A 26,517-nucleotide genomic window follows, 5' to 3' on the forward strand; every position below is an offset into this window, starting at 1 on the left:
GTGAAATTTGTTCATAAAGTAATCAAGGGGCCAAAATTTTGATATCTATTTACATGTTTTTCTTATAAAATAACATTGATACATCATGAAGAGAGGTTAGAAGTGATGTATCTGTCGATAGCTCAGTCTATGTTTATAATGAAGGAGGACAAGAAAATAAGTATTTCCTAATTATGTGCAGAATATAACAGTATAGATACTTGGCCAAAAAATGGAGTGTGTATATGGACAATTGGTTAATTAACATCATGAATGAATTTGGTTATATGGGAATCTTATTTTTAATTGCTTTAGAAAACGTATTTCCTCCTGTGCCATCTGAAGTTATTTTAACTTTTGGCGGATTTATTACTACTACGTCAAATTTGACTGTAATGGGAGTAGTAATTTCAGCAACTGCTGGCTCTGTAATTGGTGCGATGATTTTATACGGCATAGGCCTACAGTTATCCGTTGAAAGATTAGAGAAAATTGTGGAGCGCTGGGGACATATTCTTCGTTTAACGAAAAAAGATGTTAGAAAAGCAGACGCTTGGTTTGATAAGTATGGACCTTGGACAGTGTTTTTCTGTCGATTTATTCCTATTATTAGAAGTCTCATTTCGGTTCCAGCTGGTATGTCTAATATGAATTTGCCTTTATTTCTCTCTCTGACTACGTTGGGCACCTTCATTTGGAATATAGTTCTCGTTAACCTTGGTGCATCAGTTGGAGATTCTTGGGAAGAAATTGTGCATTACATGGAACTTTATTCGAAAGTGATTTATGTAGCTGTGGCTGTACTCTTTGTCCTATTCATCACTTTATTTATTCGAAAAAGAAAAACAAAACGAATATAATTGTAGGGAAAGGACTGGTTCATAGTCCTTTTTCCTATTTAAAACAGAATTTTCAAATAAAAGGAAAGGAAAGGGGATTTTTATCCTATATACAAATTGTTAGATTACCTCTATATTTATATTATAATGACGAACAAAGTCAATTTTATAGGCGTTGTTCTCATTTGAAAAAGGCAAATCTATTGAAAAATAGAGACGCAAAGTCACAGACCTAAGGTGGATATCACTATGGTGGCTGGATTGCTGAAGAATGAAGAATAAATGCTAACGGTATAGCTTTATTATTCTATTCTTCCAATTCAAATATTTACATTTGATTAGGAGGTTTTTTTATGGGGAAAAAGTGGTTTAAGTTTTTGGGATTAAGTATTACTGGATTTGTACTTGCTCTCACTATTGGTGGACAAGCTGTATTTGCGGAAGAAAGTGAAAATCAGGGTACGGAAGAAGACGAAGTAGTGGAGCCTGTTGAAAATGTTGAAGAAACAGAGGATGAAGTTAGCGAATCAGAGGAAACTGTCCTCTTGCCAACGAATTTCTTTTATTTCTTCAAAACGTATAGTGAAAATCTTCAATTAGCCTTGAACTATGACAACGTAAAAGAAGCAGAGTTATTGGCAACATTTGCGGAAGAAAGAATGAAAGAAGTCGAGGCACTTCTTGCTAACGGAGAAACGGAGTTGGCTGAACAAGTACTTCAGCAAGCAATTGAACAACAAGAAGCAGCTTTAGATGTCTATGATACAGAAGACGGTACAGACGAAGCAGTAGGGGATATTGTAGAAGAAGGTTCTGAAGATGGATCATCTGATGTTTCAGATGAAGGAACTGAAGAAGAGGAAACAGAGGAGCCTGTCCTTTCAGAAGAAGAGCTACGCGCTCAATTAGAGGAGAGGTTTTCGAAAAATATTGTTGCAATGTCACTAGCTTTAGAAAAAGTAGGAAGTGAACAAGCGAAAGCAGCACTTCAAAAAAATATTGCCAAGGCACAAGCTAAATTAGAAACAAAAATTAACAAGAAATTAGCTGAATTAGCTTCTAGTGAAGTAGACGCAGAAGAATTAGAGGAAGAACTAGAAGAGCTTGAAGAAGAAGTAGCTGAGGAAAGTGAAGAGCTAGTTGATGATGTACAAGAAGAGGTAGAGAATGAACGAGAAGACGAAGAGGAGTCTAGAGAAGAAGCTAAAGAAGCAAAAGAAATAGCTAAACAAAAACAAGAAGAAGCGAAAAAGTTAGCAGAGCAAAAACGTGAAGAAGCAAAGAAAAAAGCTGAAGAAAACCGAAATAAGAATAATAAAGGTAAAGGTAAAGATAAAGACGAAGATGACGATGATAGTGAAGAAAAAGATATAGATGAAGAAGAAAAGGAAGATGAGGAAAACGAGGAGGACTAATCCCCCTCGTTTTTTTGTGCTTTAAGAAAGTTTAACTTTGTTAAAGGATTTAAGTATAAGACAAACTAAGGCTTTCGCCATAAGGACTTGGAGACAAGCCAAGTTTTTCTAATGAAGTACAGATAAAAAAGTTCGTATATTTATCCTATTGGATGTTTATCATTAAGATGACCCCTTAAATTTTATAAATAGGGGATTTAACATCCGAAGGGAGAGCAATTAGGTGCATAACACATTATTTATTAAAGAGGCTCAAGATCACGATAACATTCAAAAATTAGAGTCTTTTTTGATGGGTGTTACTGGAGTAGAACGAGTACTTATTGATACTGATGATGGTGAAATTAAGGTTGAATATGATGAGCAAATGCTTGACCTGGTGGAGATCACCAAGTTAATTAATGATCAAGGTTTTCATATACAATAAGCATAAAAAAACTCAAAACATATAGTTGTTTTGAGTTTTTTTGTTTATTGGTTTCATTAATTAAAAATATGGAGCAAATGAATCACTGAAAAAGATTAATAACTAAAAGTCATCACCTTGGTTGTTGCCATTTATACCAACTTAACTAGTTGGGGAATTGGGGAATTAATTATATGTTTACACTAATTTTGCTGTTCGACTACATCGTAAATCCATTTCTTGTATTGGTATGTTAGACAAATCATACATGCATGAATAGAATTGTTGAGTAGGAAGCTTTGGAAATTTTGTTTCACAATCCGTCTAGAAGTAATGCACCAATCTACAATCTTTACAAAAACGAAAGATTTAATAAACCCATTTATACCTCCATTTTTAAAGACCATCCATGCTGTAAATAACGATAAGGAGATGGAATAGAGTGGAGCAACGATAAAATGTTCTTTCCAGGAATGAAATCGTCCTCGACCAAATCGGAATTTTCGAGCAACTGCCATAACATATAAAAGGTTTGCACCTGTCACCATCGTCATGAAAAACAAGGATAAAAACATAACAGACTCTTTTCCTTTTTTTAACTGACGATGCCATAAGTCACTTATAAGAAAGAAAATAGTTATTAATAGGAATGTATAAATGGATTTCCACCAATACGTTTTATATATCTTTAAACGTATAAATAATTTTTCAATAGCTAAAAAGTAGAAACTAATGAGTATTCTTTTAAGCCAATTCATTTTAAAAACAGTTAAATAAACAGCCGTAAATGGGACAAATATTGTTTGAGATAACATCGCCCCAAATATGTTGTCTAAATAAGGTTTGGATATTATTTTAGGTTTGTATTTATAAGCTTGAAAAATATTTAGTACAATATATTCAAATAAATAAGCCATTCCAATATTGGACATCAATAATACAAAAATTGGCTTTCTAGGTTTCTTTTTATAAAACGTATAAAAGAGTAACCCAGTATGAATGACAAATAAAATAAAAAAAGGATAGCTATTCTTGTGTAGTTTTCGTTTCATATTCATGGCCCATTTCACATTTTTCTACGTGTTTAGTATGTCAAAGTTTGTTTATCGCATTCACAAATAATTACTAGTCTTCTCCCTTTTTCCATGGTGGGTCCGCGTGCTTGTGTATGAATTGATTTACTTTAAAAATAGTGTAAGGGATTAAAAATGATAATAGGGTACACGTAAAAATAAGCCCTGATGGGAGTCTTCCAAACATATCACCCCACATGATTTAGCCCCCTTATTTATAGGATTTTAGAATATTTTCTGACCTTCGTATTCGAATGTTTACTTTGGGCTTAAGTGTACTTTGTGAAAAGTAGTTTTCCCCTTGTTCCCAGTCTTTTTTTATTTCTTGCCACTTTTGGTAGTGTTGTTGCTCTAAGTAGTTGCCAAATCCAAATATATCTACTTTAAATTCCTCTTGCACTTTTTCAAAGGTGTTCATTACTTTGTCCTTTATTTCTTGTTCTATTTGTTGTTCTATTGATTCAATTACTTTTGGATCTTCAAAATTTAATGGTAATAGTGCTTCCCCTATGGAACCTTCAGATTGGATTTTAACTTCAATTGTTACATTGTTTTGATTATCGATTATCGTTTTTACTTTGTGATTGGTTGTTTTCATGTCATAAACGATATCTTGTCCTTTATATTTTGTTTTAATAATTCCACCTTGAATTTCCCCTGTAAGAAAGTTCATGCCCTCAGTGCCTTCTGCTTCGAGAAAACCTATGAGGGAATTTGTTTTCCCTTCTATCACTGCATTGCCAACTACTTTTACGGTCTCTTCACCTTTCTCCACCTTTTGAATCGTATAGCTATTTTCGTTAAGTAACTGTTCATGTAAGTCCCCTATTCGGGATACAGGTACCATTCGGGAGTTTTTAAAGTTGTTAACGGAAATAGAATCTATATATATTGCTGGTAATCTTTCGTTTTTTGGTTCCACTTCCAGAATTTCCTTTGCTGATCCTTTTGCTATCATTACTTTTGTTGCACGTCTCATTTCATGATAGCGGATGAAATGATCAAGGATGTGAGGTAAATTGTTTTCTTCCTCTGCCAACTCACTGGAAATAATAACAAGTTTAAAGTGTTCATAAAAGGGAGAACGACTTGTTTCTGCAGCAACCTCCCGAATAATTTCAAACATCGTTTCCCCTTGCCTCGTAATATTTAAATAGGCATCGCCACTTCCCCCGCTAGCAGAGTCAGGTCCAAACTTTCCTGGAACAACTATTTGTTGCGTTAGCTCAAATCCTTCCCCGTTTTCAGCTTTATCGAGTCCTACAGCTATTACAAATCCCCTTTCTTCAATTTCTACACGATCCCAGCATCCTGCTAGTATCAATAAAAAAATACAAATTAGGGGGTATGATATCCATTTATTCATTTTCCCTTCACTCCTTTGATTTTACTTACGATGATTATCAAAAAAGGGATAGAAAATAATCCAACACCAACATAACTAGTCGATTGACTAAAGGAAGTAATAGCTGTAAAATCCTGTGGCATCATGCTTATTAAATAAATAATCGGAGCGAGGGCGAATACTAACTTTTTTTTGTGTAGCTTAGGAAAAATAGAAGTTAGTCCGTAAACAGACACATCCAAGGCCATCGCTGTCGTATTAAATATCGTCATAATCCAAATGGTAAAGAAAATCGATTCAAAGCGTTCAAAAAATTGACCAGGGATTTCGACTTCCTTTGCCATTTCAATAGTGGGGTAGACAATATTTTGGGTAACAATGTTTGAAAAAACCCCTATAGCAAATAAATAAATGACAATATACACAACCATTGGTATGGTAACACCAACGACAGCTGCTTTAGCTGCCGATTTTGGTTTTTTCATCAATATGGTATAAAATAAGACAATTTCAAAACCTAAGAAAGCAAAAATAGACTCTTTGCCCCCCGAAAGTATGTTGGACCAATTAGTAATAAACATCGGACGAATATTTGTCATGTCAAACAATTTTATATTAAAAACTTGTATGACTACTACGATAAAGATAATGATCGGGATAAACATTAAATTCAGTCGAAATAAAGCAATACGTGACCCACTTACTGCATAAATGACAACGAGTAAAAAGAAAAGTGATATGACTTCAATAGGGGTTCTTTCTAACATGTACACCTTAGATATACCAGATATAACTCTCGTTGAAATGGCCGCAATACAAATAAAATAAGCAATATACGTAAAGGAAATAAGAATCGAAACAGGCTTAGTTAAAACGGATGATGTATACTCATAGAAAGTTTGTTTCGGAAATTTGGAAGCAGTCTTTGCCATTACCCAGGCTATTGCTGCACAAAATGTTCCTCCAATTAATATGGAAATCCACCCGTCAGATGAATTGGTTAGCTGTGCTAAGTTTCTAGGGAGAGAAAGAACACCTATTCCTAAAATAATAGATGTAATGCCGAGTATGAATTCTCTTGTACTTATTTTTTCATCGGCATAATCTAATTGTTTCATTTTTTAGCTCCTTTACCAATTCTATTCGTATCCTGGGGTTTCGTCATTTTTGGTCTATCTTTAAGGGCACTTTCCGGCAACTTGAACACCATATCCTTCCAATCTTTTTTGAAGAAAGGTCCAAATGGAGCAGAATAAGGAACACCTATACTTTTTAAGTTTGTAATATGAATGTTTATCATAATATAAACGAGGATGATCCCGAATAACCCAAACATTGCTGCTGCGAACATCGAACCAAATTTAAGCATTCGTAGGGTCAATGTCATCCCGTAAGAAGGTAAAATAAAGGATGCTACTGCTGTCGATGCAACGATAATAACCATTATGGGACTCACGATACCTGCTGATACAGCAGCCTCTCCGATGATTAGACCACCTACAATTCCGATTGTTTGGCCAATTGGTTTTGGTAGTCGGATACCTGCCTCCCGCAGTAGTTCCATCATTGATTCCATTAAGAAGGCTTCTACAAAGGCAGGAAAGGGAACACCTTCTCTCGTTCCAGCTATGGAAAAGGCGAGCTTCGAAGGAATCATTCCAGGATGGTAGGATAATAACGCAATATATAAGGCTGGTAAAAATACCGCAATAAAAGCGGCAACATATCGTAACAGACGAACAAAGGTTTGAATTGGGAATCGTTGATAATAATCTTCTGGTGATTGAAAGAATTGACCGAAAGTTGCTGGTGCAAGAAGTACGAAAGGAGTACCGTCTAGAAATATAGCAACTCTACCTTCTAACAATGCAGCAGAAACCTTGTCAGGTCTTTCTGTTGAATGCATTTGTGGAAAAGGCGACAAATAGCTGTCTTCAATTAGTTGTTCCACAATCCCTGTTTCCGGTACATCATCTACATCAATAGATTTAATTCTACGTTTTGCTTCTTCGACGATCTTAGGATTAACAATACCATCAATATAGCTTAGGATAAGCGTATTTTTCGATCGTCTACCAACTTTGAAAGTTTCATATCTTAAATTTGGGTCTCGTAATCGACGTCTTACGTGGGCAGTATTGGTGCGAATATTTTCCGTAAATCCATCCCTTGGACCACGAATGACTGCTTCCGTAACTGGTTCTTCAACTCCACGTTCTTCCCATTTCCTTGTACCGATAATTAATACTTCTTCAAGTCCGTCAACATATAAAGCAGTATCTCCAGAATGAATACCTAAGGAAACATCATCTAAAGTGCTTGCCCAATTAACACTTTGGCTAGACAAGATATGTGCAGTTAAGTCTTCTTTAAATTTTTTTACATCAACAGACTTTTCATTTTTATCGAGCTTTGCATGTTGAATCGTTTCAATAATTTTTTTTGTGACACTTTCAGAATCAACCAACCCATCAATACAGACAACTGCACATGCTTGATTTGTTTCCCCGATTGAAAACTTACGAATGATTAAGTCGTCTGGTTTATCTAACATTTCTTCTATGTTTAATAGATCTTCACTTAAGTTTTTGGACAGTTCAATGTTAAAATCTTCTTGGTTTGAGTGCTCCACCTTGTTGTTTTGGCTATTATTCTTTTTCTTTTTCTTTTTTAAGAACTTTTTTAAGGATGAGAACATGAATCAATACCCCATTTATGTATATAGCTTCATTAACATATGTTTTGTATTTAAAGGTAATTTATACATCTATGCCTTTAAAAAAGAATAAAAACCAATTGACATATTAAGAAAAGATACATATGATATGTATAGAATTTAACATTCTATTTATATAGAAAGTTGGTAAAATGAAAATGAAAAGTGTAGATAACATTCAGTTTGTTGCTTCTCCAGTATTTGAATTACTTGCATCTATGTTTCGTTTAAACGTCCATGAAAAATTATTGGATCACTTGCATGAATCTAGTCCTACTTATGCTCAACTTGACCAGTGGGTTCGTCAGACACGAAAAACTCTTACGCCTTCTCTAAGAGAAGAATTAGATGTTTTTTTTCACTACGAAAGCTTTATCGGTTTAAGCCTTGTGAGTAAATCGTTCAAAGAAAATGCCTATCATACATTTGATGAATTTATTGCTTTTTTGGAGGATTTACCTGCTTACGATCTGTTTTACAGCTTTCTTCAGACAGGGTTTACACCAAAAGAAATCAATAATATTAAAGATAGGGAAGAAGTTTTAGACTATATTAAAAATAGCAATTTGCCTCAAGTAGAAAAATGGAAGCTTACCTACCTGTATTTAGATGTGGATAACACAAAGGACCGATTTATTCATCTTGTACAAAAATGTTGGAATGTTTATTTTGCAGATGAATTGGAGGACATTCAAAAAAAGCAGCAAGAAAGTATAGACCAGTTAATAAGGGAGTATGGGGTAAAGAATAGAGAAAGTCTATATCGCGTTTTTCCTTTTTTAAATCGTGATCATGCAATTCCAGAGGATACGGTGATTATTTCTGCCCCATCTGTTTTTTACTATATTAGTTCCTTAACCTCTAGCTCAGACACTGATAACATGTTCTTACATTTATTTGGCACCGAACAACCAGCCTTCAATATGAAAGGAAACATGAATGAGGGGGAGTTGTTGGAATCCTTTAAAAAACTAGCTGATGAGAAGCGGTTAAAAATGATACGAATTCTTAGCATTCGGCCATCTTACGGTCACGAATTAGCACAAAAACTTGAAGTGTCCAATTCAACTGTATCCCACCATTTGTCAACTTTATCGTCAATGGGGATAGTGAAAGCTACAAGAAAAGATAGTCGGGTGTATTACGAAGTAAACAAGATGAAATTAAAGGAACTTATGGCTAAAATTACGGATGCTCTAATTGATTAAATGGAAAAGAATCCTTTTCCATTTTTTTGAAAGTAGACATTCGATATATATAGAAAGTTAAATGTCATAAAGAGTGAAAGGGAGATAAAAATGAATAAATTTGAAATACTGAAAAACAAAAATTTTCTACTTTTGTGGCTTGGGCAAAGTGTATCTACTCTAGGAAGCCGATTTTATATGATTGCGATTATGTGGTACGTTATTGAAAAAACAGGATCCTCAATGAACCTCGGGTTAACGGTACTATGTTTCACATTACCAGCCGTGCTAATTATGCCCTTAGCGGGAATTATCGCTGATCATAATTATAAAAAGACCATTCTCATAACCTCAGACCTAATAAATGGGGTATTAGTCAGTGTTATGGCAATATTCATGTACTATCAAGCATTACCTTCATTAGTGCTATATACCATTATCATCACCGTTTCTGCTTCTTCTGCATTTTTTAGTCCTGCTATTTCAGCTTCTATCCCGCTTATAGCTGGGAAAGAACAACTCTCAAAGGCTAACTCGCTTAATCAATTTACGAACAGAATGTCTAATATAGTTGGTCCAGCAATGGCGGGGGTACTTATTGCTGTAACAGATATATGGTTGCTGTTACTACTGAACGGTTTATCCTTTATCATTTCTGCTATATCTGAATGTTTCATTAAGATTCCAGATGTAGAAGTAAGTAAAGATAAGAAGAAATTCAAGGAACAATTTTTTGAAGGATTACAGTATGTAAGAAAGGTAAAAGAGCTTATGGCTTTAATTTTTGTTGGGGGCGTTATTATTAATTTCTTTTTAGCTCCACTAACTGTTTTCATTACTGTTATTTGCAATCAAATTTTGGAGGTTGGTTCGGAAGGCTTCGGTCTTGTGGAAGCATGTATATCAGTTGGAGCGTTAGTAGGAAGTGTCTTTTCCTTTTTTAACATCATCAAAAATCAAATTAAATTAGGAATAATCGGTTTAGTATTAGAAGGAGTGGCCTTGTTGGTGGGTGGGATTTTCTTATCTTTCCCTTCAATGATTATTTTCGCCATTCTTCTGGGGCTAGGTGTAAGTATGGCTAGTATAGGTATTACGACTATGCTTCAGCTTCTCGTGCCCGAAAATATGATGGGTAGAGTAGGAAGTATTTTATCTTCACTATCTACTATTACTGTTCCAATAGGTATATTGGTAGGATCATATGTCATTAACGTATACTCCATAGAACTTATTTTTATCGTATCTGGTGTTATAGTCCTATTATCTGGTTTAACGCTGGTCGTTCCATTTGCCAGTGAGTTTAAAAGAAAGCCAGAGGTTGCAGTGGAAATATAATGAAAAGATAATTGACTATCCTTTCAATATAGATTATTATGTGGGTAACTTATACAAGTGGAGGGTCTTTTTTGCTGATTGTTCTTTCTTTTATTCAGTAATTTAATATTGGTTTGTTACACTTTTTCTTGAAGGCATCATGATGCTTTTATTTAGCATGGGAAAATTTGTAGCACACCATGAATAATAAAGAACAACGGTATAAATACCCTTCCAATTCGATTCACTTGAAGACCATAAGTTGAACCGTGCTCTTTTGAGTACGGTTTTTATTTTACTTTAAGAAGTTTAACTTTGTTAAAGGATTAAAGTATAAGAAAAACTAAGGCTTTTGCCATAAGGAATTGGTGACAAGTCAAGTTTTTCTAATGGTTTCTTACTTTTACGTAAGAACTTTCGTGTTTATTGGCAGGTAAAGAACAAACCGTTCTTTACCTGCCTTTTTTAGTGAGTAGAGTTGTGAGGGAAATTTGAAGAAAATAGGAGTGTCAAAATTGACTATTACAGAAAACATGTTATTTGATGAATTTGGAAAAGTGAAGGAAATGATAGCAACATATGCATTATCCGCTTTAGCAAAGGAAGAGGTAGTTAGTAAAAAACCGTCAACTAATCCTATGCAAATTAAGCAGTGGTTAAAAGAAATTACAGAGGCTAAACGTATATTAAATATAAGTTCAAGTGTACCCCTTCATCATTTAAATGGAATAGACCTAATTATGAAAGGGCTCCATAAAGGAGTGGTTTTTCGGCCTGATCAACTAAACAAGCTTTATGACTTTATAGATACAGTTAGAAAACTTAAACGATTCATGAATGATAAAGAAAGTGTCGCTCCACAAGTAAGTAGTTATGCTTTTTCCATGTTTGACTTAACAGACTTAAGTAGAGAAATTATAAGGTGTATTAAAAACGGAAGAGTGGATGATTACGCTAGTAGAGAACTATTGAAGATCCGTAAACAGATAACAATATTAGAGGATAGATTAAAAGAAAGAATTAACCAGTTTATTAAATCAGCTAAATATGCTAAATACATTCAAGAAAATATAATTGGTAATCGGGATGGAAGATATGTCATAGCCGTAAAAAGTGAATATAAAAGAATGATTAACGGTGCTATTTTGGACACCTCGGCATCAGGTGCAACAGTCTATATAGAGCCAGCGGAGGTAGCGTCTATTCAGCAGGATATTTATTATCTGAAGGCAGATCAAGAAATAGAAGAACAAAAAATATTGCAGTATTTAACGGGGTTAGTAGAAAGTTATGCATATGAAATAAATCTTAATATAGACGCAATGGTCCATTATGATGTGTTATTTGCAAAGGCAAAGCACAGTCAAGAATTTGATTGTAAGGAAGTAGCAGTTAATGAAGATGCATATATTTGTTTAAAGAATGCAAAACATCCCTTGCTATATAATGAAGCAGTCCCAATTGATGTTGAATTGGGGAAAGGTTTTAAAGCATTAGTAATTACAGGACCAAACACAGGTGGAAAAACTGTCACCCTTAAAACAGTAGGTCTCATTCACTTAATGATTCAGTCTGGGTTTCATGCTCCAGTTGGAATGAATAGTGAAATTGCAGTATTTAAAAGTATATTAGTTGATATTGGTGACGGGCAAAGTATAGAGGAGTCGTTAAGTACGTTTTCCTCTAGGATAAAAAACATAATTGAAATACTAAAGGAGACTAATTCTAGATCGTTAGTACTTATCGATGAATTGGGAACAGGCACTGATCCTAGTGAAGGAATGGGGTTGGCAACATCTATTTTAGAAGAGCTCTACAAAATGGGGGCCACCATTCTCGCAACCACACATTTTAGTGAAATTAAGCAATTTGCAAGCGAAACAAAAGGATTTGAAAATGCCTCTATGGAGTTTGACCTTCAAACCTTAAAACCTACCTACCGTTTAATTATTGGTAAGGGTGGAGAAAGCCAAGCGTTTTCTATTGCCTTACAACTAGGGATGCATCCAAAAATTATAGAAAGAGCGTATTACGTAACCTATAAGAAAAAAGAATCTTTTGATCTTGCTAATAATAATTTTCACTATGAGCAACAGTTGGCAGTAAATAAAAAGCATTACGAGAAGAAAGAAAAACTCCATGCTTGGAAAAAAACGAGTAGTAACATTGTAAACTATTGTGTAGGTGATAACGTGAAAATCCCACATTTAAATGAATATGGCATTATAAAGGAGACTGTTAATGAGAATGGGGATGTCCATGTTTTGGTTAAAGGCGAAATATTAAAGATGAACTATAAAAGAGTCTCTCTCTACGTAAAAGCAGAAGACCTTTATCCGGAAGGCTATGATTTGTCCCAAATTTTTGATTCTAAGGAAGTGAGAAAAAAGCGTAATGTAATGAAGAAGAAACACGTAGATGGTTTAACTATCGATCATACAAATGATTGTCATAACAACAAGAAGTAAGTAAGCAAAAATCACTCCAGAGGTATTGATGGAGTGATTTTTTTAGTGGTTCACACTCATAAAGAAAAATTCATTTATACACATTGTATAAAAATGGGTCGTCTTTTTATTTGGTTTGGTCGAATAGCATAGGCTTTTTTATTATAATAAAATTAAGATATTAAATTTTCTTTATAATTAAAATATTCAAAAAACATTAACTTGAAGACAAGCAAATAATTCCTAGGCTTAATATGTCAATCAAATGAATAGTATTAAAGGAGGCATAGAAGCTTTTAACAAATTACTTGAAATATGTTCATTAGTAAAAATAAAGGGGGAGAAAAAATGATGAAAAAGATTAAAGTGCTATTAATGGCTATGTTATTCATTTTGATATTAGCCGCTTGTGGAACAGAGGAAGATGCGAACAGTAATAGTGGTGATGGAGGTAGTGATTCCGATTTTGATCTAGTGGAAGATGGGAAGCTTACGTTTGCATCATCTGGAGAATTTAAACCATTTAGTTATATGGATGGAAGCGATATGATTGGGTTTGATATTGCTGTAGGTAAGGCAATTGCAGAGAAATTAGGTTTAGAAGCAAATCCAGTTAAAGCCAAGTTTTCTGGGATCGTAACAGGAGTAACGGAAGGTCGTTATGATATTGCAGTAGCAAGTCATACGATTACAGAGGAGAGACTTGAACAAGTTAATTTTGCTATTCCTTATTATTATTCTGGTCCAGTTGTTTATACAAGGCCAGATAGCGATATTAAGAGTGCTGACGATTTAAATGGAAAAGAAATCTCTGTTGCAAGAGGAACAACCTATATTGAAATGGCAGAAAAGTACACAGACGAAATTCCACAAGTAGATAGTGACGTTGTTGCTCTACAGTCTTTAGCAAAAGGTCGTCATGATGCAGTTATTACAGACGATATTACTGGGATGACTGCAATTGAAAGTGGTTTAGAGGTAGAAGGTCGACTTCAGTTAGGTGTCAGTGAGCAAGCTATTGCAGTAAATAAAGAAAACAAAGCATTGCTTGATGCTATAAACGAAGCACTGCAGGAAATGAAGGATAGTGGAGAGCTACAGGCACTCGCAGAAGAGTGGATAGGTGTAGATATTACGAAGGAGCCTGAAAATATCCAAGATTAATAGGTGACAAATCAAAACATAAAAATGTGCGCGAGCCCTTGCGCACATTTTCTCATAATCGGAGTGGAAAGGGGTTGGGAAAGATACTACACTTTTTTGATGTTTTCATTAACAGTATTGATATTTTCGTAGAAGGATTATGGATCACACTTAAGTTATCGGTAGTTTCTTTATTGATTGCTATTGTAATTGGTTTGTTTTTTGCTATTCTTAAGATTTCTAATATTAAAGTTTTAAAATGGATAGCTGATGCATACATTTGGCTCGTCCGTGGAACCCCTCTTGTCGTACAAATATTTATTCTCTTTTATGGACTTACAGATATTTTGCTTATCCCAATGTTCTGGGCTGGTGTAGCAGGTCTTGCCTTTCATAGTGGGGCATATATCGCTGAAATTATTCGAGGTGCTATCCAATCGATTGATAAAGGGCAAGCTGAGGCTGCAAGGTCACTAGGAATGACGAAAGGCTTATCGATGCGTAGAATCATTTTACCTCAAGCGTTTCGAAGAGCGGTTCCAGCATTAGGGAACCAATTTATTATAGGAATTAAGGATTCTTCTCTCGTATCTTTTATCGGCATGCAAGAGCTTTTCGGTGTTGCAAGTACAATGGGATCAAACACTTTTGATTTCCTTCCGTATTATATTACGGTAGCTGTTTATTACTTATTGATAGTATTGGTTCTAACATTTGCAGTCAATAAACTTGAAAAAAGATTAGCGGCAAGTGATTAAGGGAGGAGGTAGTCTATGAACGAAAAAAGAGAAATGATACGAGTGGAAAAACTAAATAAATCATTTGGAGATTTACATGTTTTAAAAGACATTGATCTAGAAGTAAAAGAAAGTGACGTGGTCGTGCTAATTGGAGCTAGTGGTTCTGGTAAAAGTACACTTTTGCGCTGTTTAAACTTCTTGGAGATAAAAGATAATGGAACGGTTATATTAGAAGGTGAGAAAATCGAAAAAGAAACACATAACTTGAATAAAGTTCGTGAAAAAGTAGGGATGGTATTTCAACATTTTAACCTTTTCCCTCATAAAACAGTTTTAGGTAATGTTATTGAAGCTCCGACTCAAGTGAAAGGAGTGGAAAAAAAGAAAGCTATTGAAGAAGGGAAGTCACTACTTGATAAAGTAGGACTAAGTGATAAATATGATGTTTATCCTTCAAAGTTATCAGGTGGACAAAAGCAACGTGTTGCCATTGCACGAGCACTTGCGATGAAACCAGATGTTATGTTATTTGATGAACCTACCTCTGCACTTGATCCCGAATTAGTAGGGGAAGTGTTGTTAACGATGAAGGAGTTAGCAAAAGAAGGAATGACAATGGTTGTGGTTACGCACGAAATGGGATTTGCTAAAGAAGTAGCTGACTGGGTTGTTTATATGCATGATGGGAAAATTGTTGAATATGGACACCCGTCCGAAATGTTTGAAAACCCAAAAGAAGAGAGAACGAAAGCCTTCTTAAACTCTGTGCTATAGCTTTCTTCTTACTTAGAATTGCAATCCATTAGATGTTGTCTTTAAATACAATAGCTTTAAAATTTTTCAACTATGTGAATTCAACCGCTACGGAAATACACGAAGCTTTCCGCGGGCTCGGGCTGAGCCTCCTCACTCGCAAAGAACGCGATTGTGGTGGAATCTCAACTTCTCCACTGTCCCTTAGGGAATTTTCGTGTATTTCCTTTGCTATTTAGGTTCTAACATCCTTCTCTAGGTGGGTTAACAATTTATACGCTTTGATTGCTAAATGTATTTGCATTCTTTTGTCGGCAGATTGAAATTGTAAGCCTGTTTTTGCTTCTATTTGCTCGAGTCGATATTTTAGTGTGTGTCGGTGGATAAATAATTCAGAAGCAGTTGTTGTCATGTTTTGGTTATTTTTTAAATAAACGTCCAAAGTTTCTAGTAAATCTAGACCTTGTTTACTTTGCTCGATTAGTTTACCTATATTATCTTTATAAAAGGCTTCTAAATTAATACCTGAATCCTTCATGTTAATAAGTAGTTCATACATTCCTAAATCATTGAAATGAATGATAGAATCTGTTGGGGTTATTAGGTTTGATAAAGTAATAGCTAGCTTTGCTTCCGATGCACTCTTGTAAAGTTTTGTCATGTCTTCATAGCACTTACCAATCCCAATAATAATGGGATGATCAGAAAAGAAATAGTTCCATTGCTTTACGATCTCTTCCGCAATAGCAAAGCTGTTTTTCTGCCTCTCTTCATCATTTTGTCCGGAAACACTCGTCAATAACATTAAAGAATCTAATCTAGAACGAACGAGGAATCCTTTGTTTTTCTGGTTAAATAATTCTGTCAACGTTTGAAATAGTTTTTTTAGTAAAACCTGTAATTCTTTTTCTTCCTCTTGAAGATGTTTAAATGTCAAGTAGTAGAATACTTGTGGCAATGAAAAATCGTAACCAATTTTTGCTCCCTGACTCAAAATGAGAGATTCATTGGTTCCATTTCCATGTATGATTTCCTCCTCCAGGAAGTCACCTTGAAAGCGTAATTTTGTTTCCTCAACAGCCTCATTTTTCAATAGTTCTATAGCATATACCGTAGAGGCATGTTCAATTGCTATATCATCCATTTCATTCCACGTGTCAGAGAGCTTAATCGATACAATGGATCCATAAAAATGGTTGTTTGCGATAATGGGATAAACTGCAATTTTATAACCGTGCAATATTCTTTGCAGACTAGCTTTATTTCGCTCGCAATCTTCTAATAGATTCCATATTGGAAGTTCGTGTTCCATTATTTTTACAATGGATGAGTTTTGTACAGTAAGATCCTTGTTTTGGTTCACAAATAACTTCATAGATTTCATCTCGTTGGTAATAAGTATAGTAGAGGAAGTAAGGGTCGATAGTGTATTCGTTATTTCGTTCAGGTCTTTATTTTCCAGAACCATTTTTGTTAATTGTTTATGTACGTGTAAGGAGTATTCTAATAATTGCATTTGATTATAAACAATTTGTTCTAAAATAGCTCTAGTGATCATGGAGAAATTAATTTCTGATGGTATTTCGATGATAGGTAGATTGTTTTTGTTTGCAGCATCTATAAATGCCTCTGGTATTTCCTCTAAATAAAAATCTTTATAAATTGCTACTCCTGAAAGCTTTTCAATCGATAATAATTTGGTGAAAGTGTCTTGTTTTTCTTGATTTTCTACAAGGCCAAAACCAGTTGTTATAAGAAATTCCCCTTGCTGGAGCCGGTTAATATCCTCTAATACTTCTACAATGGTGACCCATTTAATTTCCTTAGCTAATCCTTTATGGCCAGCAATTAGCGTTGTTTTTTGCATGATAGGTAGTTGTAGAGCTTCTTGTACGGTAATAGCCATTAGAGTACAGTCCTTTCCCGGTAAAATTTTTCACTGTCCTTTCAATTCCAGCAGTGAACCTCTAATTATCAGCTCGTATCCAGAAATTGATCATAAAATACATAAAATTGGAACATTGTACCAATAGTTTACCATAATTTTTTATACATCTTGTATAAAAATGGGCAAAAAAATTATATGGTTTGGTCGAATACAATACTCCCATTCCTTTATATAAAATGGGGTTAAACCTTTTATTCTGACTAATTTGAATTTTAAGAATTATATTAATGCCATTAGTCCATTATTGGTATGGGGGGTAGGACATGAAGAACAGAAGCTATCTGATAAAACCGGAATTAGAGAAGGAATATCCATCTGTTTCCTATGGGTCAGGTGTTTATTTATACGATTGTAACAATAAAAAATACTTAGACGGATCCTCTGGAGCTGTTACTGCAAGCATTGGGCACGGTATTCCAGAAATTTTGGAAGCGATGAATGAACAAGCAAAAAAGGTTTCCTTTGTTTATCGGTCCCAATTTACAAGTGAACCAGCAGAAGCACTTGCTCAAAAACTGAGTAATATTTTCCCGGGAGACTTAAATTGGTCTTTCTTTGTAAATAGCGGTTCAGAGGCAACAGAAACAGCAATGAAGATTGCGATTCAATACTGGCAAGAACGAGGAATCTATACAAAAAATAAAGTCATTTCCAGGTGGATGAGCTACCATGGCATAACGATGGGAGCCTTGTCCATGTCAGGTCACGTCAAAAGAAGGGAACGTTTTGTCCCCTTGCTCAATGATTTTCCCACTGTTTCTGCCCCTTATTGCTATCGTTGTCCTTTTTGGGAAAATCATATGGAGTGTTCGAGTTTGTTCGCTCAAGAACTGGAGCGAGCCATACTTCGAATAGGACAAGAAAATATTGCAGCTTTTATTGCTGAACCTATCATTGGTGCTGCTGGTGGCGCAATCGTTCCACCTGATAATTACTATCGTGAAATGAAAGCTGTTTGTGAGAAATATCATATTTTATTTATTGCGGATGAAGTAATGACAGGTGTGGGGAGAACAGGAGCAATGCTAGCCATGGAACATTGGGGTGTTATCCCAGATATCGTTTCTTTAGGAAAGGGAATGAGTGCAGGTTATACACCGATGGCCGCTACAATTGTTAGTGACCGGATTATGGAACCCATTTTACTTGGATCCAAATCAATAATGGCAGGGCACACGTATAGTGCAAACCCTCAGTCTGCTGCAATTTCACTAGCTGTTATCGAATATATAGAGAAATATAATTTAGTAGAAAATGCGAAAAAAATGGGGAATTATCTAAATGATAAATTACGTGAATTGTCCAAGGAATTTGGTTTTGTTGGGGATGTTAGAGGCAAAGGGCTGTTAATAGGGATAGAATTTGTCTCCAATAAACAAACGAAAAAGCCTTTCGATCGGGAAATTAATTTTACAAACCTGGTAATTGAACGAGCAAAGGAAGAGGGATTACTAATATATCCGGCTAGCGCTGGTGTAGAAGGAGTTAACGGTGATGCTGTGATTATTGCTCCACCCTTAACCATTTCCAAAGACGAGGTCGATGAATTAGTAGAAAGATTCAAAGAAACTCTTTCAAGATTAACGTTAGACTTATTGCGTATTCATTTTGTACCGACAAAAGAAGCGGTAAATGAAGGTGGCATACAGTCTTAATTTATGTGCAAAGTGATTCTATTAAATAACTCACACTATGGTAGGTGAAGCTTATGAAAGTTAGTAGTCTAGATAAAGCGTTAGAATATTTTAACGATGGAATCACCATTATGTATGGCGGATTTGGTGGTATTGGAAATCCACCAACATTAATTAATGGAATAATTGAAAAAGGGGTAACGGACTTACACTTGATTGGAAATGATGTAGCCTTTCCAGACATTGGAATAGGCCGTCTTATTCAATTGGAACGGGCAAAAAGCTTAATTGTATCCCATATTGGTTCCAATCCAATAGCTGGTCAGCAAATGACAGAAGGGAAATTAAAAGTTGAATTTTCCCCTCAAGGAACTTTAGCAGAGCGGATTCGAGCAGGTGGAATGGGACTTGGTGGCATTTTGACAGACACTGGGATAGATAGTATTTTGGCAGAAAATAAAAAGCGAATTGATATGAATGGAATAACGTATTTAATTGAGCCAGCTCTAACGGCAGACGTCTCCATTGTTTATGCAAAAAAAGCAGATACATTCGGAAATTTAATATTTGATATGAGTGCGAGAAATACAAATCCATTAGTTGCTCAAGCTGGGAATATAACAATAGTAGAAGCGGATGAAATAGTACAAGAAGGAGAACTCAATCCAGAAGAAATTGTTACTTCGGGGGTTTTTGTAGATATGGTGATTCAAAGTCAGGGGGTCGACTGGAAATGGGTATGGGAATAAGTGTGAGAAACCAAATTGCAAAACGTGCTGCCCAAGAAATTAAAACTGGTATGACAGTGAATTTGGGGATAGGCATCCCAACCCTCGTTGCAAATTATGTACCTGATTCGATGAAGGTTATGTTCCACGCGGAAAACGGTATACTTGGAACTGGTCCTAGCCCAGTCGAAGGAACGGAAAATGCTAATTTGTGTAATGCTGGGGGCTACCCTGTAACGGTAGTTCCAGGTGCATCCTTCTTCGACAGTACCACTGCGTTTGGGATGATTAGAAAAGGATTAATCGATATTACCATTTTAGGGGCTTTTGAAGTTAGTGAAGAAGGGGATCTAGCTAACTGGATTATACCAGGAAAGAAAGTACCTGGGGTTGGCGGAGCGTTAGAGTTAGCACAGAAGTCTAAAAAGGTAATTGTATTAATGAACCAGGTAAATAAAAATGGGACCTCGAAAATTGTGAAGTCATGTAGCCTGCCTTTAACTGCTAAAAATTGTGTAGACATGATTATTACTGAAATGGCAGTTTTTCAAATTCAATCAGGTAAATTGACACTGATGGAGGTTATGGAGCCCTATAGCTTTGACGACATCAAAGCGGGTACAGATGCAGACTTTTTACTAGCGGAATCATTACACTCTTAACTACAAACGAACTAATAGTGAATAGAACCTAGTTTACTAGGAGGTATAAAATGAATGAGGTTGTCATCGTAGGTGGGGTTCGAACTGCATCAGGAAGGTTTGGAAAATCATTAAAGGACGTGCCAGCTACCGAATTGGGAAAGCAAGTGTTAGAAAGTTTAATGAGTAAAATACCATTAGAAAAAAAGGATATAGATGAGATTGTTTTCGGCCACGGTTATGTGCATGGGGTTGGGCTTAATGTTGCTAGAGTTGCTTCCCAGTTAGCACATTTTCCGCAGGATGTACCCGCTTACATCGTAATGAAAGCTTGTGGATCTAGCTTAAAGGCAATTACTACAGCAGCTTCAACGATTGCAGCAGGTCAGGAAGAAACTATGATTGTCGGTGGTGTAGAAAGTATGAGTAATGTCCCGTACCTTTTGAAAAATCGATGGGGACAAAAATTTGGTCATACCACTGCTGAGGATGCCTTATTTTCGGACGGTCTTGAGTGCTCCATTATACAGGAGCATATGGGTATAACAGCAGAGCGTTTAGCTACTAGATATGGAATTACTAGAGAGGAACAAGACAGATTTGCTTTTGAAAGTCATATGAAAGCAAAAAGAGCGTTAGCCAATAGGAAATTTGAAGAGGAGATATGTCCAATTGAGCTAACAACAAATAAAGGATCTTTTATCTTTCAAAAGGATGAGTCCATTCGAACAGATGCATCGTTGGATCAATTACGAGAATTGGAGTCCGTATTTAAACAAAACGGTACGGTAACTGCAGGTAATGCTTGTCCGATGAGCGATGGTGCGGCAGCTTTATTAATGATGTCATCGGAAAAGGCAAAGCAACTATCCCTAAACCCCCTTGTGAAAGTGAAAGCTTATGCTAGTGCGGGCGTGGATCCAAAAATAATGGGTATTGGTCCTGTTCCTGCGACAAGAAAAGCTTTGAAGAAAGCAGGTCTTTCACTTCATGATATTGGAAGAATTGAAATAAATGAGGCCTTTGCAGCCCAGGCTTTGTCTGTTATGAAGGATCTTGATCTTAATCCTAACATCGTGAACGTTAACGGTGGAGCAATAGCTTTAGGGCATCCAGTCGGTGCGACAGGTGCGAAATTAACAACTACATTAATCCATGAAATGATTCGTGAAAACATTACATATGGTATGGTAACTCTTTGTATGGCAGGCGGGATGGGGTTAACGGTAATTTATGAAAATATGACTAATTAGGAGTGAGTAATATGAAAGATTATAAGGCAAGCATCCATACCTGGCTAAAAGAAAACCGGGAGTCAGCCATCCAGTTTCTCCAACAGCTCATTCAAGAGCAAAGCACACAAGGAAATGAAGAGACAGTGCAAAGCATTGTTGCTGAAAAATTGAAACAAATGGGTATGGAAGTTGAATGGTGGGAACTAAATGGTGAAGAGTTGAAAAAAAGCCCATATTTTTACTCCTCACGAGAGGAGTTCCAAGGGAGCCCTAACGTTGTGGGTGTATGGAGAGGCTCAGGTGGTGGACGAACGATTGTATTAAATGGCCATGTCGATATCGTTCCAGCAGGTGATCTTACACAATGGAATATTTCTCCTTTCAAAGGAGAAATTATGGATGGGAAAATGTATGGTCGGGGAACAACAGATATGAAAGGTGGCAATCTTTCCCTCTATTTAGCAGTTGAGGCGATAAAGGCTTCAGGAATAGAGTTAAAAGGTGACGTCATTCTCCACAGTGTCGTAGAAGAGGAAAGTGGTGGTGCTGGTACATTGGCTGCAGTAATGAAGGGATTTAAAGCAGATGCTGCTATTATTCCAGAACCTACTAATATGAAGATTTTTCCGAAACAACAAGGCTCAAAATGGTTTAGAATTCATGTGAAAGGTCGTTCTGCACATGGAGGAATGCGATATCTTGGAGTAAGTGCTATTGAAAAAAGCTCTGTAGTTGTGGAACATATAAAAGTACTTGAAAATCTACGTAATGATCGTATTGATGATCCTCTTTATGCAAATATCCCAATTCCTGTACCAATCAATATTGGTAGGATTGAAGGAGGAGACTGGCCGTCATCTGTTGCAGATGCTGTCATTATGGAAGGCAGAATTGGAATTTCTCCAGAAGAAACGATGGAAGATGGACAAAAAGAATTAGAAGATTGGTTAGCAAAATTAGCTGACATTGATCCCTGGTTTAAAGAAAACCCAGTTACATTAGAATGGTATGGTGCACGCTGGTTACCAGGATCAATTGATAATGACCATCCGCTAATGGATATTTTGTCTGAGAAATATAAATCAGTTATTGGTACCCAGCCTGTCATTGAAGCATCCCCTTGGGGAACAGATGGTGGATTACTATCGCAAGTAGGTAATACTCCTTCAATCATTTTTGGACCGGGTACTTCCAATATGGCTCATTTTCCAAATGAATATATTGAGATTGATAAAATTTTTGAAGTGGCCGAAATCCTTGCACTCACGGTTATGGAATGGTGCTGTATACAGGAGTCAAGTTACTAGGAAATAGTATGAAAGCAGCTAACAAAGCTGCTTTTTTCTATGTCCCTTTTATTGATTGACACTTTCTCCTTATTTATGATAAATTATCTTTAATTAAATATATTCCATTTCGAGATATTTGATGTTTTGCATTTTTATAGTAACAATAAATAAAAAACCATATATTCAATGGTTCATGGAGGTTAATAAATGAACGGTTTAAAAGGAATCCATCACGTAACTGCCATTACGAGCAGTGCAGAAAAAAACTACGAGTTTTTTACGTATGTATTAGGAATGCGTTTAGTGAAAAAAACAGTGAATCAAGACGATATTCAAACGTATCATCTATTTTTTGCAGATGATGAAGGTAGCCCCGGGACAGATATGACCTTTTTTGATTTTCCGGGGATTCCGAAGGGTGTACATGGAACAAATGAAATTTCTAAAACCTCATTCCGTGTACCTAGTGATGAAGCCCTAGATTATTGGGTAAAACGTTTTGATCGTTTAGAAGTTAAACATAGCGGAATCAAAGAACAGTTTGGTAAAAAAACACTATCCTTTGTTGATTTTGATGACCAAAATTATCAACTTATTTCCGATGAACACAATGAGGGAGTAAAAGCTGGTACACCGTGGCAAAAAGGACCTATTCCCCTAGAGTATGCTATTTCAGGACTTGGGCCACTATTTGTTCGTGTTGATAATATTAAATATTTTAAAGATATGATGGAAAAGGTTTTGAAGTTTACGGAAATTGGGAAGGAAGGGTCTTTCTATCTATTTGAAGTAGGGGAAGGTGGAAATGGTGCACAAGTTATCGCAGAGTATAATACAATTCTCCCACAAGCACGTCAAGGCTTTGGAACTGTTCACCATGCGGCTTTCCGTGTAGATGATCGCTCTGTTTTAGAGGAATGGGATAAACATCTACGTACATTTGGTTTCCAAACATCTGGTTTTGTGGATCGGTTCTTCTTCGGATCTTTATACTCTAGAGTAGCTCCACAAATATTATTTGAATTTGCAACAGACGGACCTGGTTTCATGGGGGATGAACCATATGAAACGCTTGGTGAGAAATTATCTTTACCTCCGTTCCTAGAATCAAAGCGAGAAGAAATTGAAAATTATGTCCGTCCAATTGATACGGTAAGAAGCACGATTGCCTTTAAGAAGGAATATGAGGATTAACTGTTAGTAGTTCAAGTGATTAACACTTGGACTATTTTTTTTATAGAGAAATTGATTATTTTTTTAGCCTATATTGAATCTTTGAAAGCCTGTGTTCGTATAAGTAAGTAAAGAAAGGGGAGATGATCATTCAAAAAAAACTAGTAGTAGGTGTTGTTGGGTTACTATTATTGGTTATCATCACGAATGTTGCACTAAATAGCCCTGACTTAGAAAGCAAAACAAACGAGGATATAATAAAGCACAATTATACTTTTGTTGGGGAAAGTGAAAACTGGACAGCGGAGTATCGGGTAAAAGGGAAGGATGTTTTTTACAAGGAAGATGGAACAGTTAAAGTGGATAGTGAAGCGCAAAAAAGCTTTGTGCTTAAATTTAAAGGAACAATAGAGGAGCTATCTACACTAAAAACATTAAAGTACTCCTATGATGCACCAGGTGGAGGAGGCAGTACAGTGACAACTTTTGACCGGCCACCTACGAATAAAATTTTTACAGATAGATCAGGAGGAACTGGAGTGGTATGGGCAGATGAAAACTCCATTATTCAAGTTTCTGTAGAATGGGATAATAAAAGAGAGGACTTTGAATTAACAAATGAATGAATTCTTTAAAGAAGGAAAGGCAGGGGTCGTATGCAATTTATCGTTAATTTGATTGAATATGTTTTCTCAAGTAAAAAAACATCGATTTACGTGACATACAGTTTAAAAGATTATTATAACGTCAATTCCTTATTGAAGGCAGCAAATATTGATTTTCGCGTTGCAACAATTTCTGATTTATCGTCACCTGGTAGCACGTATAGTGACGTGAGGAATGAGTATAAATTTTATGTGAGAGAAAAGGATAAAGGTCTGGCGTTAAAGGCTTTACACAGAAACTAACACCATCATCATCTACAACTATTGTCGTATAAAAAATTGTACCTTTTGCCGAGTTTTTTTACGTTCTTTTCTAGTAAAATAGTGAAAAAAGGAAGATAAGTAGGTGTTGGTCATTAGTATACTATTTCATTATCATTGGTGGACGGATAAAGTGAAAGAAATGGAGTCCTTTTATAAGGATTTAGGCTTTCAAGTCGTGCTTAGACTAGGGAAACTTAATGGAGAGATGCAAGCTTTTCATCCCCCATTAGAGTGGGAGGACTTTGGTGAAAAAGAAATAGCATTTCGAATAATTGAGATGAGAAAAGGGAAGACGAACCTGACTTTTGGTCATGGGAAAAGAGATATGTTTGACCATCTTGGCTTGCTCGTAAATGTTGCCGAGTATAAAGCAATTTTAAAAAGAGTTGCACTATTAGGTTGGAGGGTGTCAGAAGGGGAAAGAAGAACATTTATTTCAACTCCTTGGAAGTTCAGAATTGAACTCCAAACAAGAAAAGAAGTTATCCAGGAAGAAGAGGAAATGATCATCCAATCCATGCAGATTCAAGCACCTTTTAAAGAAAGCCCTGTTCATCTAGCTAAGCTATTGAATATAGAGGTAATAAAAGAAACAAGAAACGAAGTAATAATAGGCAATCGAGACTGGAATTTAGTTTTCACTAGGCAAGATAATGTGCGATTAGAAACGATTACTTTTAAAGGGAGTTCTCCACTTTTTATAACTGACCCAATGAATACAACATTAATGTAAAAAAAACGAGCTTAAGAGGTGCTCCTAGCTCGTATGTGTCTTTTTATTTTCGGGCTATTAATAAATACCTCTTTGCGTTTGTACGTATTCCTTTTTCGGTTTGATTATTGTTAATGAATTGATCTAATAGTTTATAATCATCTTTTTGTTCACCAAAATGAGGAATAATGGGTGTGTGCTTTAGTAAGAAAAGAAGGTCTTCGGGTCTTGCATAATATTCCGTTGCATTATAATCAAAAACTTCAACTTTAGAAAAACCAGCTTCCTTTAATTGCTTTATGTAACGCTCTTTTGCTGATCCATCTATCTCCCCATAAGATTGGCCTCTTTCAAATGTTTGTTTTATATTCCATTTATCTCCTTCACTAACTTGTTGTGTTAAAAACAATCCTCCATCTGCAACTACTCTTGCTACCTCTTTAGCTTGAAAAGGAGCATGTCGACTTGAAACAACATTAAAAAATTCATTAGGAAATTGTATTTGCTCAGACGACATTTGTAAAAAACGGGCATTTTTTATTTTTGACTTCATTAAATTTGTTTGAGCAGATTGGATCATTTGTGCAGATAAATCAATCCCTATCAAGAAAAGAAAGGAAGGAGCAATGGACATCACATTTTCGCCACCACCAGTACCAATATCGAGTAATATATCTGAAGACTTACACCTTTTTTTCACTTCTGTATAAAAGTCCCAGTTTACCCCTTCTGTTGTATATATTAAATGACTGAAATCCCATCCATTTATTTTTCCAACCTTATTATAAAAATCCTCATATTCCTGTTCATTCATCACTAAATCAACCTTTCCACCCGAGCGCTTTTTCATCTTCAACTATACGTCTAC

Annotated in this window: 24 protein-coding genes and 1 riboswitch; of the genes, 18 read left to right on the forward strand and 6 right to left on the reverse strand. The window is 35.7% G+C overall.

Annotated elements, in window-relative coordinates; genetic code table 11:
- Nucleotides 1-224: 224 nt before the first annotated feature.
- The 3 genes from HNQ94_RS08825 (at nt 225) to HNQ94_RS08835 (ending at nt 2,660) form a co-directional block, all read left to right on the forward strand.
- Complete coding sequence (locus HNQ94_RS08825) at nt 225-839, forward strand: DedA family protein (protein ID WP_174497852.1); 615 nt, start codon at nt 225-227, stop codon at nt 837-839.
- Between the two features lie 162 nt (nt 840-1,001).
- Nucleotides 1,002-1,087, forward strand: a riboswitch (cyclic di-GMP riboswitch).
- An 84-nt stretch (nt 1,088-1,171) separates the two neighbouring features.
- The gene (locus HNQ94_RS08830) at nt 1,172-2,233 is read left to right on the forward strand and encodes a DUF5667 domain-containing protein (protein WP_174497853.1); all 1,062 of its coding nucleotides are present in this window, start codon (nt 1,172-1,174) and stop codon (nt 2,231-2,233) included.
- 223 nt (nt 2,234-2,456) lie between these two features.
- Complete coding sequence (locus tag HNQ94_RS08835; protein WP_174497854.1) at nt 2,457-2,660, forward strand: heavy-metal-associated domain-containing protein; 204 nt, start codon at nt 2,457-2,459, stop codon at nt 2,658-2,660.
- 182 nt (nt 2,661-2,842) lie between these two features.
- Here the strand turns inward: HNQ94_RS08835 and HNQ94_RS08840 are convergent, their stop codons facing one another.
- The 4 genes from HNQ94_RS08840 to HNQ94_RS08855 all read right to left on the reverse strand — a co-directional run bounded on the left by HNQ94_RS08840 (nt 2,843) and on the right by HNQ94_RS08855 (nt 7,755).
- Nucleotides 2,843-3,691 (reverse strand): hypothetical protein, encoded by an 849-nt coding sequence (locus tag HNQ94_RS08840; protein ID WP_174497855.1) that lies wholly within the window; start codon nt 3,689-3,691, stop codon nt 2,843-2,845.
- 232 nt (nt 3,692-3,923) lie between these two features.
- Complete coding sequence (locus HNQ94_RS08845) at nt 3,924-5,078, reverse strand: Ger(x)C family spore germination protein (RefSeq protein WP_174497856.1); 1,155 nt, start codon at nt 5,076-5,078, stop codon at nt 3,924-3,926.
- A complete protein-coding gene (locus HNQ94_RS08850) occupies nt 5,075-6,175 on the reverse strand; it encodes a GerAB/ArcD/ProY family transporter (protein ID WP_174497857.1) in 1,101 nt (366 codons plus the stop codon). The genes HNQ94_RS08845 and HNQ94_RS08850 overlap by 4 nt, the downstream gene beginning before the upstream one ends.
- A complete protein-coding gene (locus HNQ94_RS08855) occupies nt 6,172-7,755 on the reverse strand; it encodes a spore germination protein (RefSeq protein WP_174497858.1) in 1,584 nt (527 codons plus the stop codon). The genes HNQ94_RS08850 and HNQ94_RS08855 overlap by 4 nt, the downstream gene beginning before the upstream one ends.
- A gap of 170 nt (nt 7,756-7,925) precedes the next feature.
- Here HNQ94_RS08855 and HNQ94_RS08860 point away from each other — a divergent pair, with 170 nt between their 5' ends.
- The 6 genes from HNQ94_RS08860 (at nt 7,926) to HNQ94_RS08885 (ending at nt 15,381) form a co-directional block, all read left to right on the forward strand.
- On the forward strand, nt 7,926-8,981 hold the full coding sequence (locus HNQ94_RS08860) for an ArsR/SmtB family transcription factor (RefSeq protein ID WP_174497859.1): 1,056 nt from the start codon (nt 7,926-7,928) through the stop codon (nt 8,979-8,981).
- Between the two features lie 90 nt (nt 8,982-9,071).
- Nucleotides 9,072-10,298, forward strand: a complete 1,227-nt coding sequence (locus tag HNQ94_RS08865) for an MFS transporter (protein WP_174497860.1) — start codon at nt 9,072-9,074, stop codon at nt 10,296-10,298.
- 494 nt (nt 10,299-10,792) lie between these two features.
- On the forward strand, nt 10,793-12,745 hold the full coding sequence (locus HNQ94_RS08870) for an endonuclease MutS2 (RefSeq protein WP_246200085.1): 1,953 nt from the start codon (nt 10,793-10,795) through the stop codon (nt 12,743-12,745).
- Between the two features lie 330 nt (nt 12,746-13,075).
- Nucleotides 13,076-13,888, forward strand: a complete 813-nt coding sequence (locus HNQ94_RS08875; protein WP_174497885.1) for a transporter substrate-binding domain-containing protein — start codon at nt 13,076-13,078, stop codon at nt 13,886-13,888.
- A 74-nt stretch (nt 13,889-13,962) separates the two neighbouring features.
- Entirely contained in the window at nt 13,963-14,625 is a 663-nt protein-coding gene (locus tag HNQ94_RS08880) for an amino acid ABC transporter permease (RefSeq protein WP_174497861.1), read from the forward strand.
- Between the two features lie 15 nt (nt 14,626-14,640).
- The gene (locus HNQ94_RS08885) at nt 14,641-15,381 is read left to right on the forward strand and encodes an amino acid ABC transporter ATP-binding protein (RefSeq protein ID WP_282960584.1); all 741 of its coding nucleotides are present in this window, start codon (nt 14,641-14,643) and stop codon (nt 15,379-15,381) included.
- Between the two features lie 214 nt (nt 15,382-15,595).
- On the opposite strand, the gene HNQ94_RS08890 is transcribed toward HNQ94_RS08885, so the two are convergent.
- Entirely contained in the window at nt 15,596-17,266 is a 1,671-nt protein-coding gene (locus HNQ94_RS08890; RefSeq protein WP_174497862.1) for a PucR family transcriptional regulator, read from the reverse strand.
- Between the two features lie 305 nt (nt 17,267-17,571).
- On the opposite strand from HNQ94_RS08890, the gene HNQ94_RS08895 reads away from it, so the two are divergent.
- The 9 genes from HNQ94_RS08895 to HNQ94_RS08935 all read left to right on the forward strand — a co-directional run bounded on the left by HNQ94_RS08895 (nt 17,572) and on the right by HNQ94_RS08935 (nt 25,670).
- Nucleotides 17,572-18,963, forward strand: coding sequence for an aspartate aminotransferase family protein (locus HNQ94_RS08895; protein ID WP_174497863.1), 1,392 nt, complete (start codon nt 17,572-17,574; stop codon nt 18,961-18,963).
- 53 nt (nt 18,964-19,016) lie between these two features.
- Nucleotides 19,017-19,691 carry a CoA transferase subunit A gene (locus HNQ94_RS08900; RefSeq protein WP_174497864.1) on the forward strand — a complete coding sequence of 225 codons (675 nt, stop codon included), beginning with the start codon at nt 19,017-19,019 and terminating at the stop codon, nt 19,689-19,691.
- Nucleotides 19,676-20,332: a 3-oxoacid CoA-transferase subunit B gene (locus HNQ94_RS08905; protein WP_174497865.1), complete on the forward strand. Its 657-nt coding sequence runs from the start codon at nt 19,676-19,678 to the stop codon at nt 20,330-20,332. Before HNQ94_RS08900 ends, HNQ94_RS08905 begins: the two co-directional genes overlap by 16 nt.
- A 50-nt stretch (nt 20,333-20,382) precedes the next feature.
- Entirely contained in the window at nt 20,383-21,564 is a 1,182-nt protein-coding gene (locus HNQ94_RS08910) for a thiolase family protein (RefSeq protein ID WP_174497866.1), read from the forward strand.
- A gap of 11 nt (nt 21,565-21,575) precedes the next feature.
- Nucleotides 21,576-22,853, forward strand: coding sequence for a peptidase (locus tag HNQ94_RS08915; RefSeq protein WP_174497867.1), 1,278 nt, complete (start codon nt 21,576-21,578; stop codon nt 22,851-22,853).
- A 189-nt stretch (nt 22,854-23,042) separates the two neighbouring features.
- Nucleotides 23,043-24,029 carry a ring-cleaving dioxygenase gene (locus HNQ94_RS08920; RefSeq protein WP_174497868.1) on the forward strand — a complete coding sequence of 329 codons (987 nt, stop codon included), beginning with the start codon at nt 23,043-23,045 and terminating at the stop codon, nt 24,027-24,029.
- 122 nt (nt 24,030-24,151) lie between these two features.
- On the forward strand, nt 24,152-24,634 hold the full coding sequence (locus HNQ94_RS08925) for a hypothetical protein (RefSeq protein ID WP_174497869.1): 483 nt from the start codon (nt 24,152-24,154) through the stop codon (nt 24,632-24,634).
- Nucleotides 24,635-24,664: 30 nt separating this feature from the next.
- Nucleotides 24,665-24,916, forward strand: a complete 252-nt coding sequence (locus HNQ94_RS08930) for a hypothetical protein (RefSeq protein WP_174497870.1) — start codon at nt 24,665-24,667, stop codon at nt 24,914-24,916.
- Between the two features lie 103 nt (nt 24,917-25,019).
- Entirely contained in the window at nt 25,020-25,670 is a 651-nt protein-coding gene (locus HNQ94_RS08935; RefSeq protein WP_174497871.1) for a hypothetical protein, read from the forward strand.
- A 43-nt stretch (nt 25,671-25,713) separates the two neighbouring features.
- On the opposite strand, the gene HNQ94_RS08940 is transcribed toward HNQ94_RS08935, so the two are convergent.
- The gene (locus HNQ94_RS08940; RefSeq protein ID WP_174497887.1) at nt 25,714-26,463 is read right to left on the reverse strand and encodes a class I SAM-dependent methyltransferase; all 750 of its coding nucleotides are present in this window, start codon (nt 26,461-26,463) and stop codon (nt 25,714-25,716) included.
- Nucleotides 26,464-26,517 lie beyond the last annotated feature (54 nt).

The organism is Salirhabdus euzebyi, assembly GCF_014207435.1.
GTDB classification, from domain to species: Bacteria; Bacillota; Bacilli; order Bacillales; family Alkalibacillaceae; genus Salirhabdus; species Salirhabdus euzebyi.

Bases quoted from the DNA above. Each gene is read 5' to 3' on its own strand.
- HNQ94_RS08860 (WP_174497859.1), top strand. From the start codon at position 7,926: ATGAAAATGAAAAGTGTAGATAACATTCAGTTTGTTGCTTCTCCAGTA.
- HNQ94_RS08925 (WP_174497869.1), top strand. From the start codon at position 24,152: ATGATCATTCAAAAAAAACTAGTAGTAGGTGTTGTTGGGTTACTATTA.
- HNQ94_RS08895 (WP_174497863.1), top strand. From the start codon at position 17,572: ATGAAGAACAGAAGCTATCTGATAAAACCGGAATTAGAGAAGGAATAT.
- HNQ94_RS08885 (WP_282960584.1), top strand. From the start codon at position 14,641: ATGAACGAAAAAAGAGAAATGATACGAGTGGAAAAACTAAATAAATCA.
- HNQ94_RS08845 (WP_174497856.1), bottom strand. From the start codon at position 5,078: ATGAATAAATGGATATCATACCCCCTAATTTGTATTTTTTTATTGATA.
- HNQ94_RS08825 (WP_174497852.1), top strand. From the start codon at position 225: ATGGACAATTGGTTAATTAACATCATGAATGAATTTGGTTATATGGGA.
- HNQ94_RS08830 (WP_174497853.1), top strand. From the start codon at position 1,172: ATGGGGAAAAAGTGGTTTAAGTTTTTGGGATTAAGTATTACTGGATTT.
- HNQ94_RS08905 (WP_174497865.1), top strand. From the start codon at position 19,676: ATGGGTATGGGAATAAGTGTGAGAAACCAAATTGCAAAACGTGCTGCC.
- HNQ94_RS08875 (WP_174497885.1), top strand. From the start codon at position 13,076: ATGAAAAAGATTAAAGTGCTATTAATGGCTATGTTATTCATTTTGATA.
- HNQ94_RS08865 (WP_174497860.1), top strand. From the start codon at position 9,072: ATGAATAAATTTGAAATACTGAAAAACAAAAATTTTCTACTTTTGTGG.
- HNQ94_RS08900 (WP_174497864.1), top strand. From the start codon at position 19,017: ATGAAAGTTAGTAGTCTAGATAAAGCGTTAGAATATTTTAACGATGGA.
- HNQ94_RS08915 (WP_174497867.1), top strand. From the start codon at position 21,576: ATGAAAGATTATAAGGCAAGCATCCATACCTGGCTAAAAGAAAACCGG.
- HNQ94_RS08890 (WP_174497862.1), bottom strand. From the start codon at position 17,266: ATGGCTATTACCGTACAAGAAGCTCTACAACTACCTATCATGCAAAAA.
- HNQ94_RS08940 (WP_174497887.1), bottom strand. From the start codon at position 26,463: ATGAATGAACAGGAATATGAGGATTTTTATAATAAGGTTGGAAAAATA.
- HNQ94_RS08840 (WP_174497855.1), bottom strand. From the start codon at position 3,691: ATGAAACGAAAACTACACAAGAATAGCTATCCTTTTTTTATTTTATTT.
- HNQ94_RS08920 (WP_174497868.1), top strand. From the start codon at position 23,043: ATGAACGGTTTAAAAGGAATCCATCACGTAACTGCCATTACGAGCAGT.
- HNQ94_RS08930 (WP_174497870.1), top strand. From the start codon at position 24,665: ATGCAATTTATCGTTAATTTGATTGAATATGTTTTCTCAAGTAAAAAA.
- HNQ94_RS08910 (WP_174497866.1), top strand. From the start codon at position 20,383: ATGAATGAGGTTGTCATCGTAGGTGGGGTTCGAACTGCATCAGGAAGG.
- HNQ94_RS08855 (WP_174497858.1), bottom strand. From the start codon at position 7,755: ATGTTCTCATCCTTAAAAAAGTTCTTAAAAAAGAAAAAGAAAAAGAAT.
- HNQ94_RS08850 (WP_174497857.1), bottom strand. From the start codon at position 6,175: ATGAAACAATTAGATTATGCCGATGAAAAAATAAGTACAAGAGAATTC.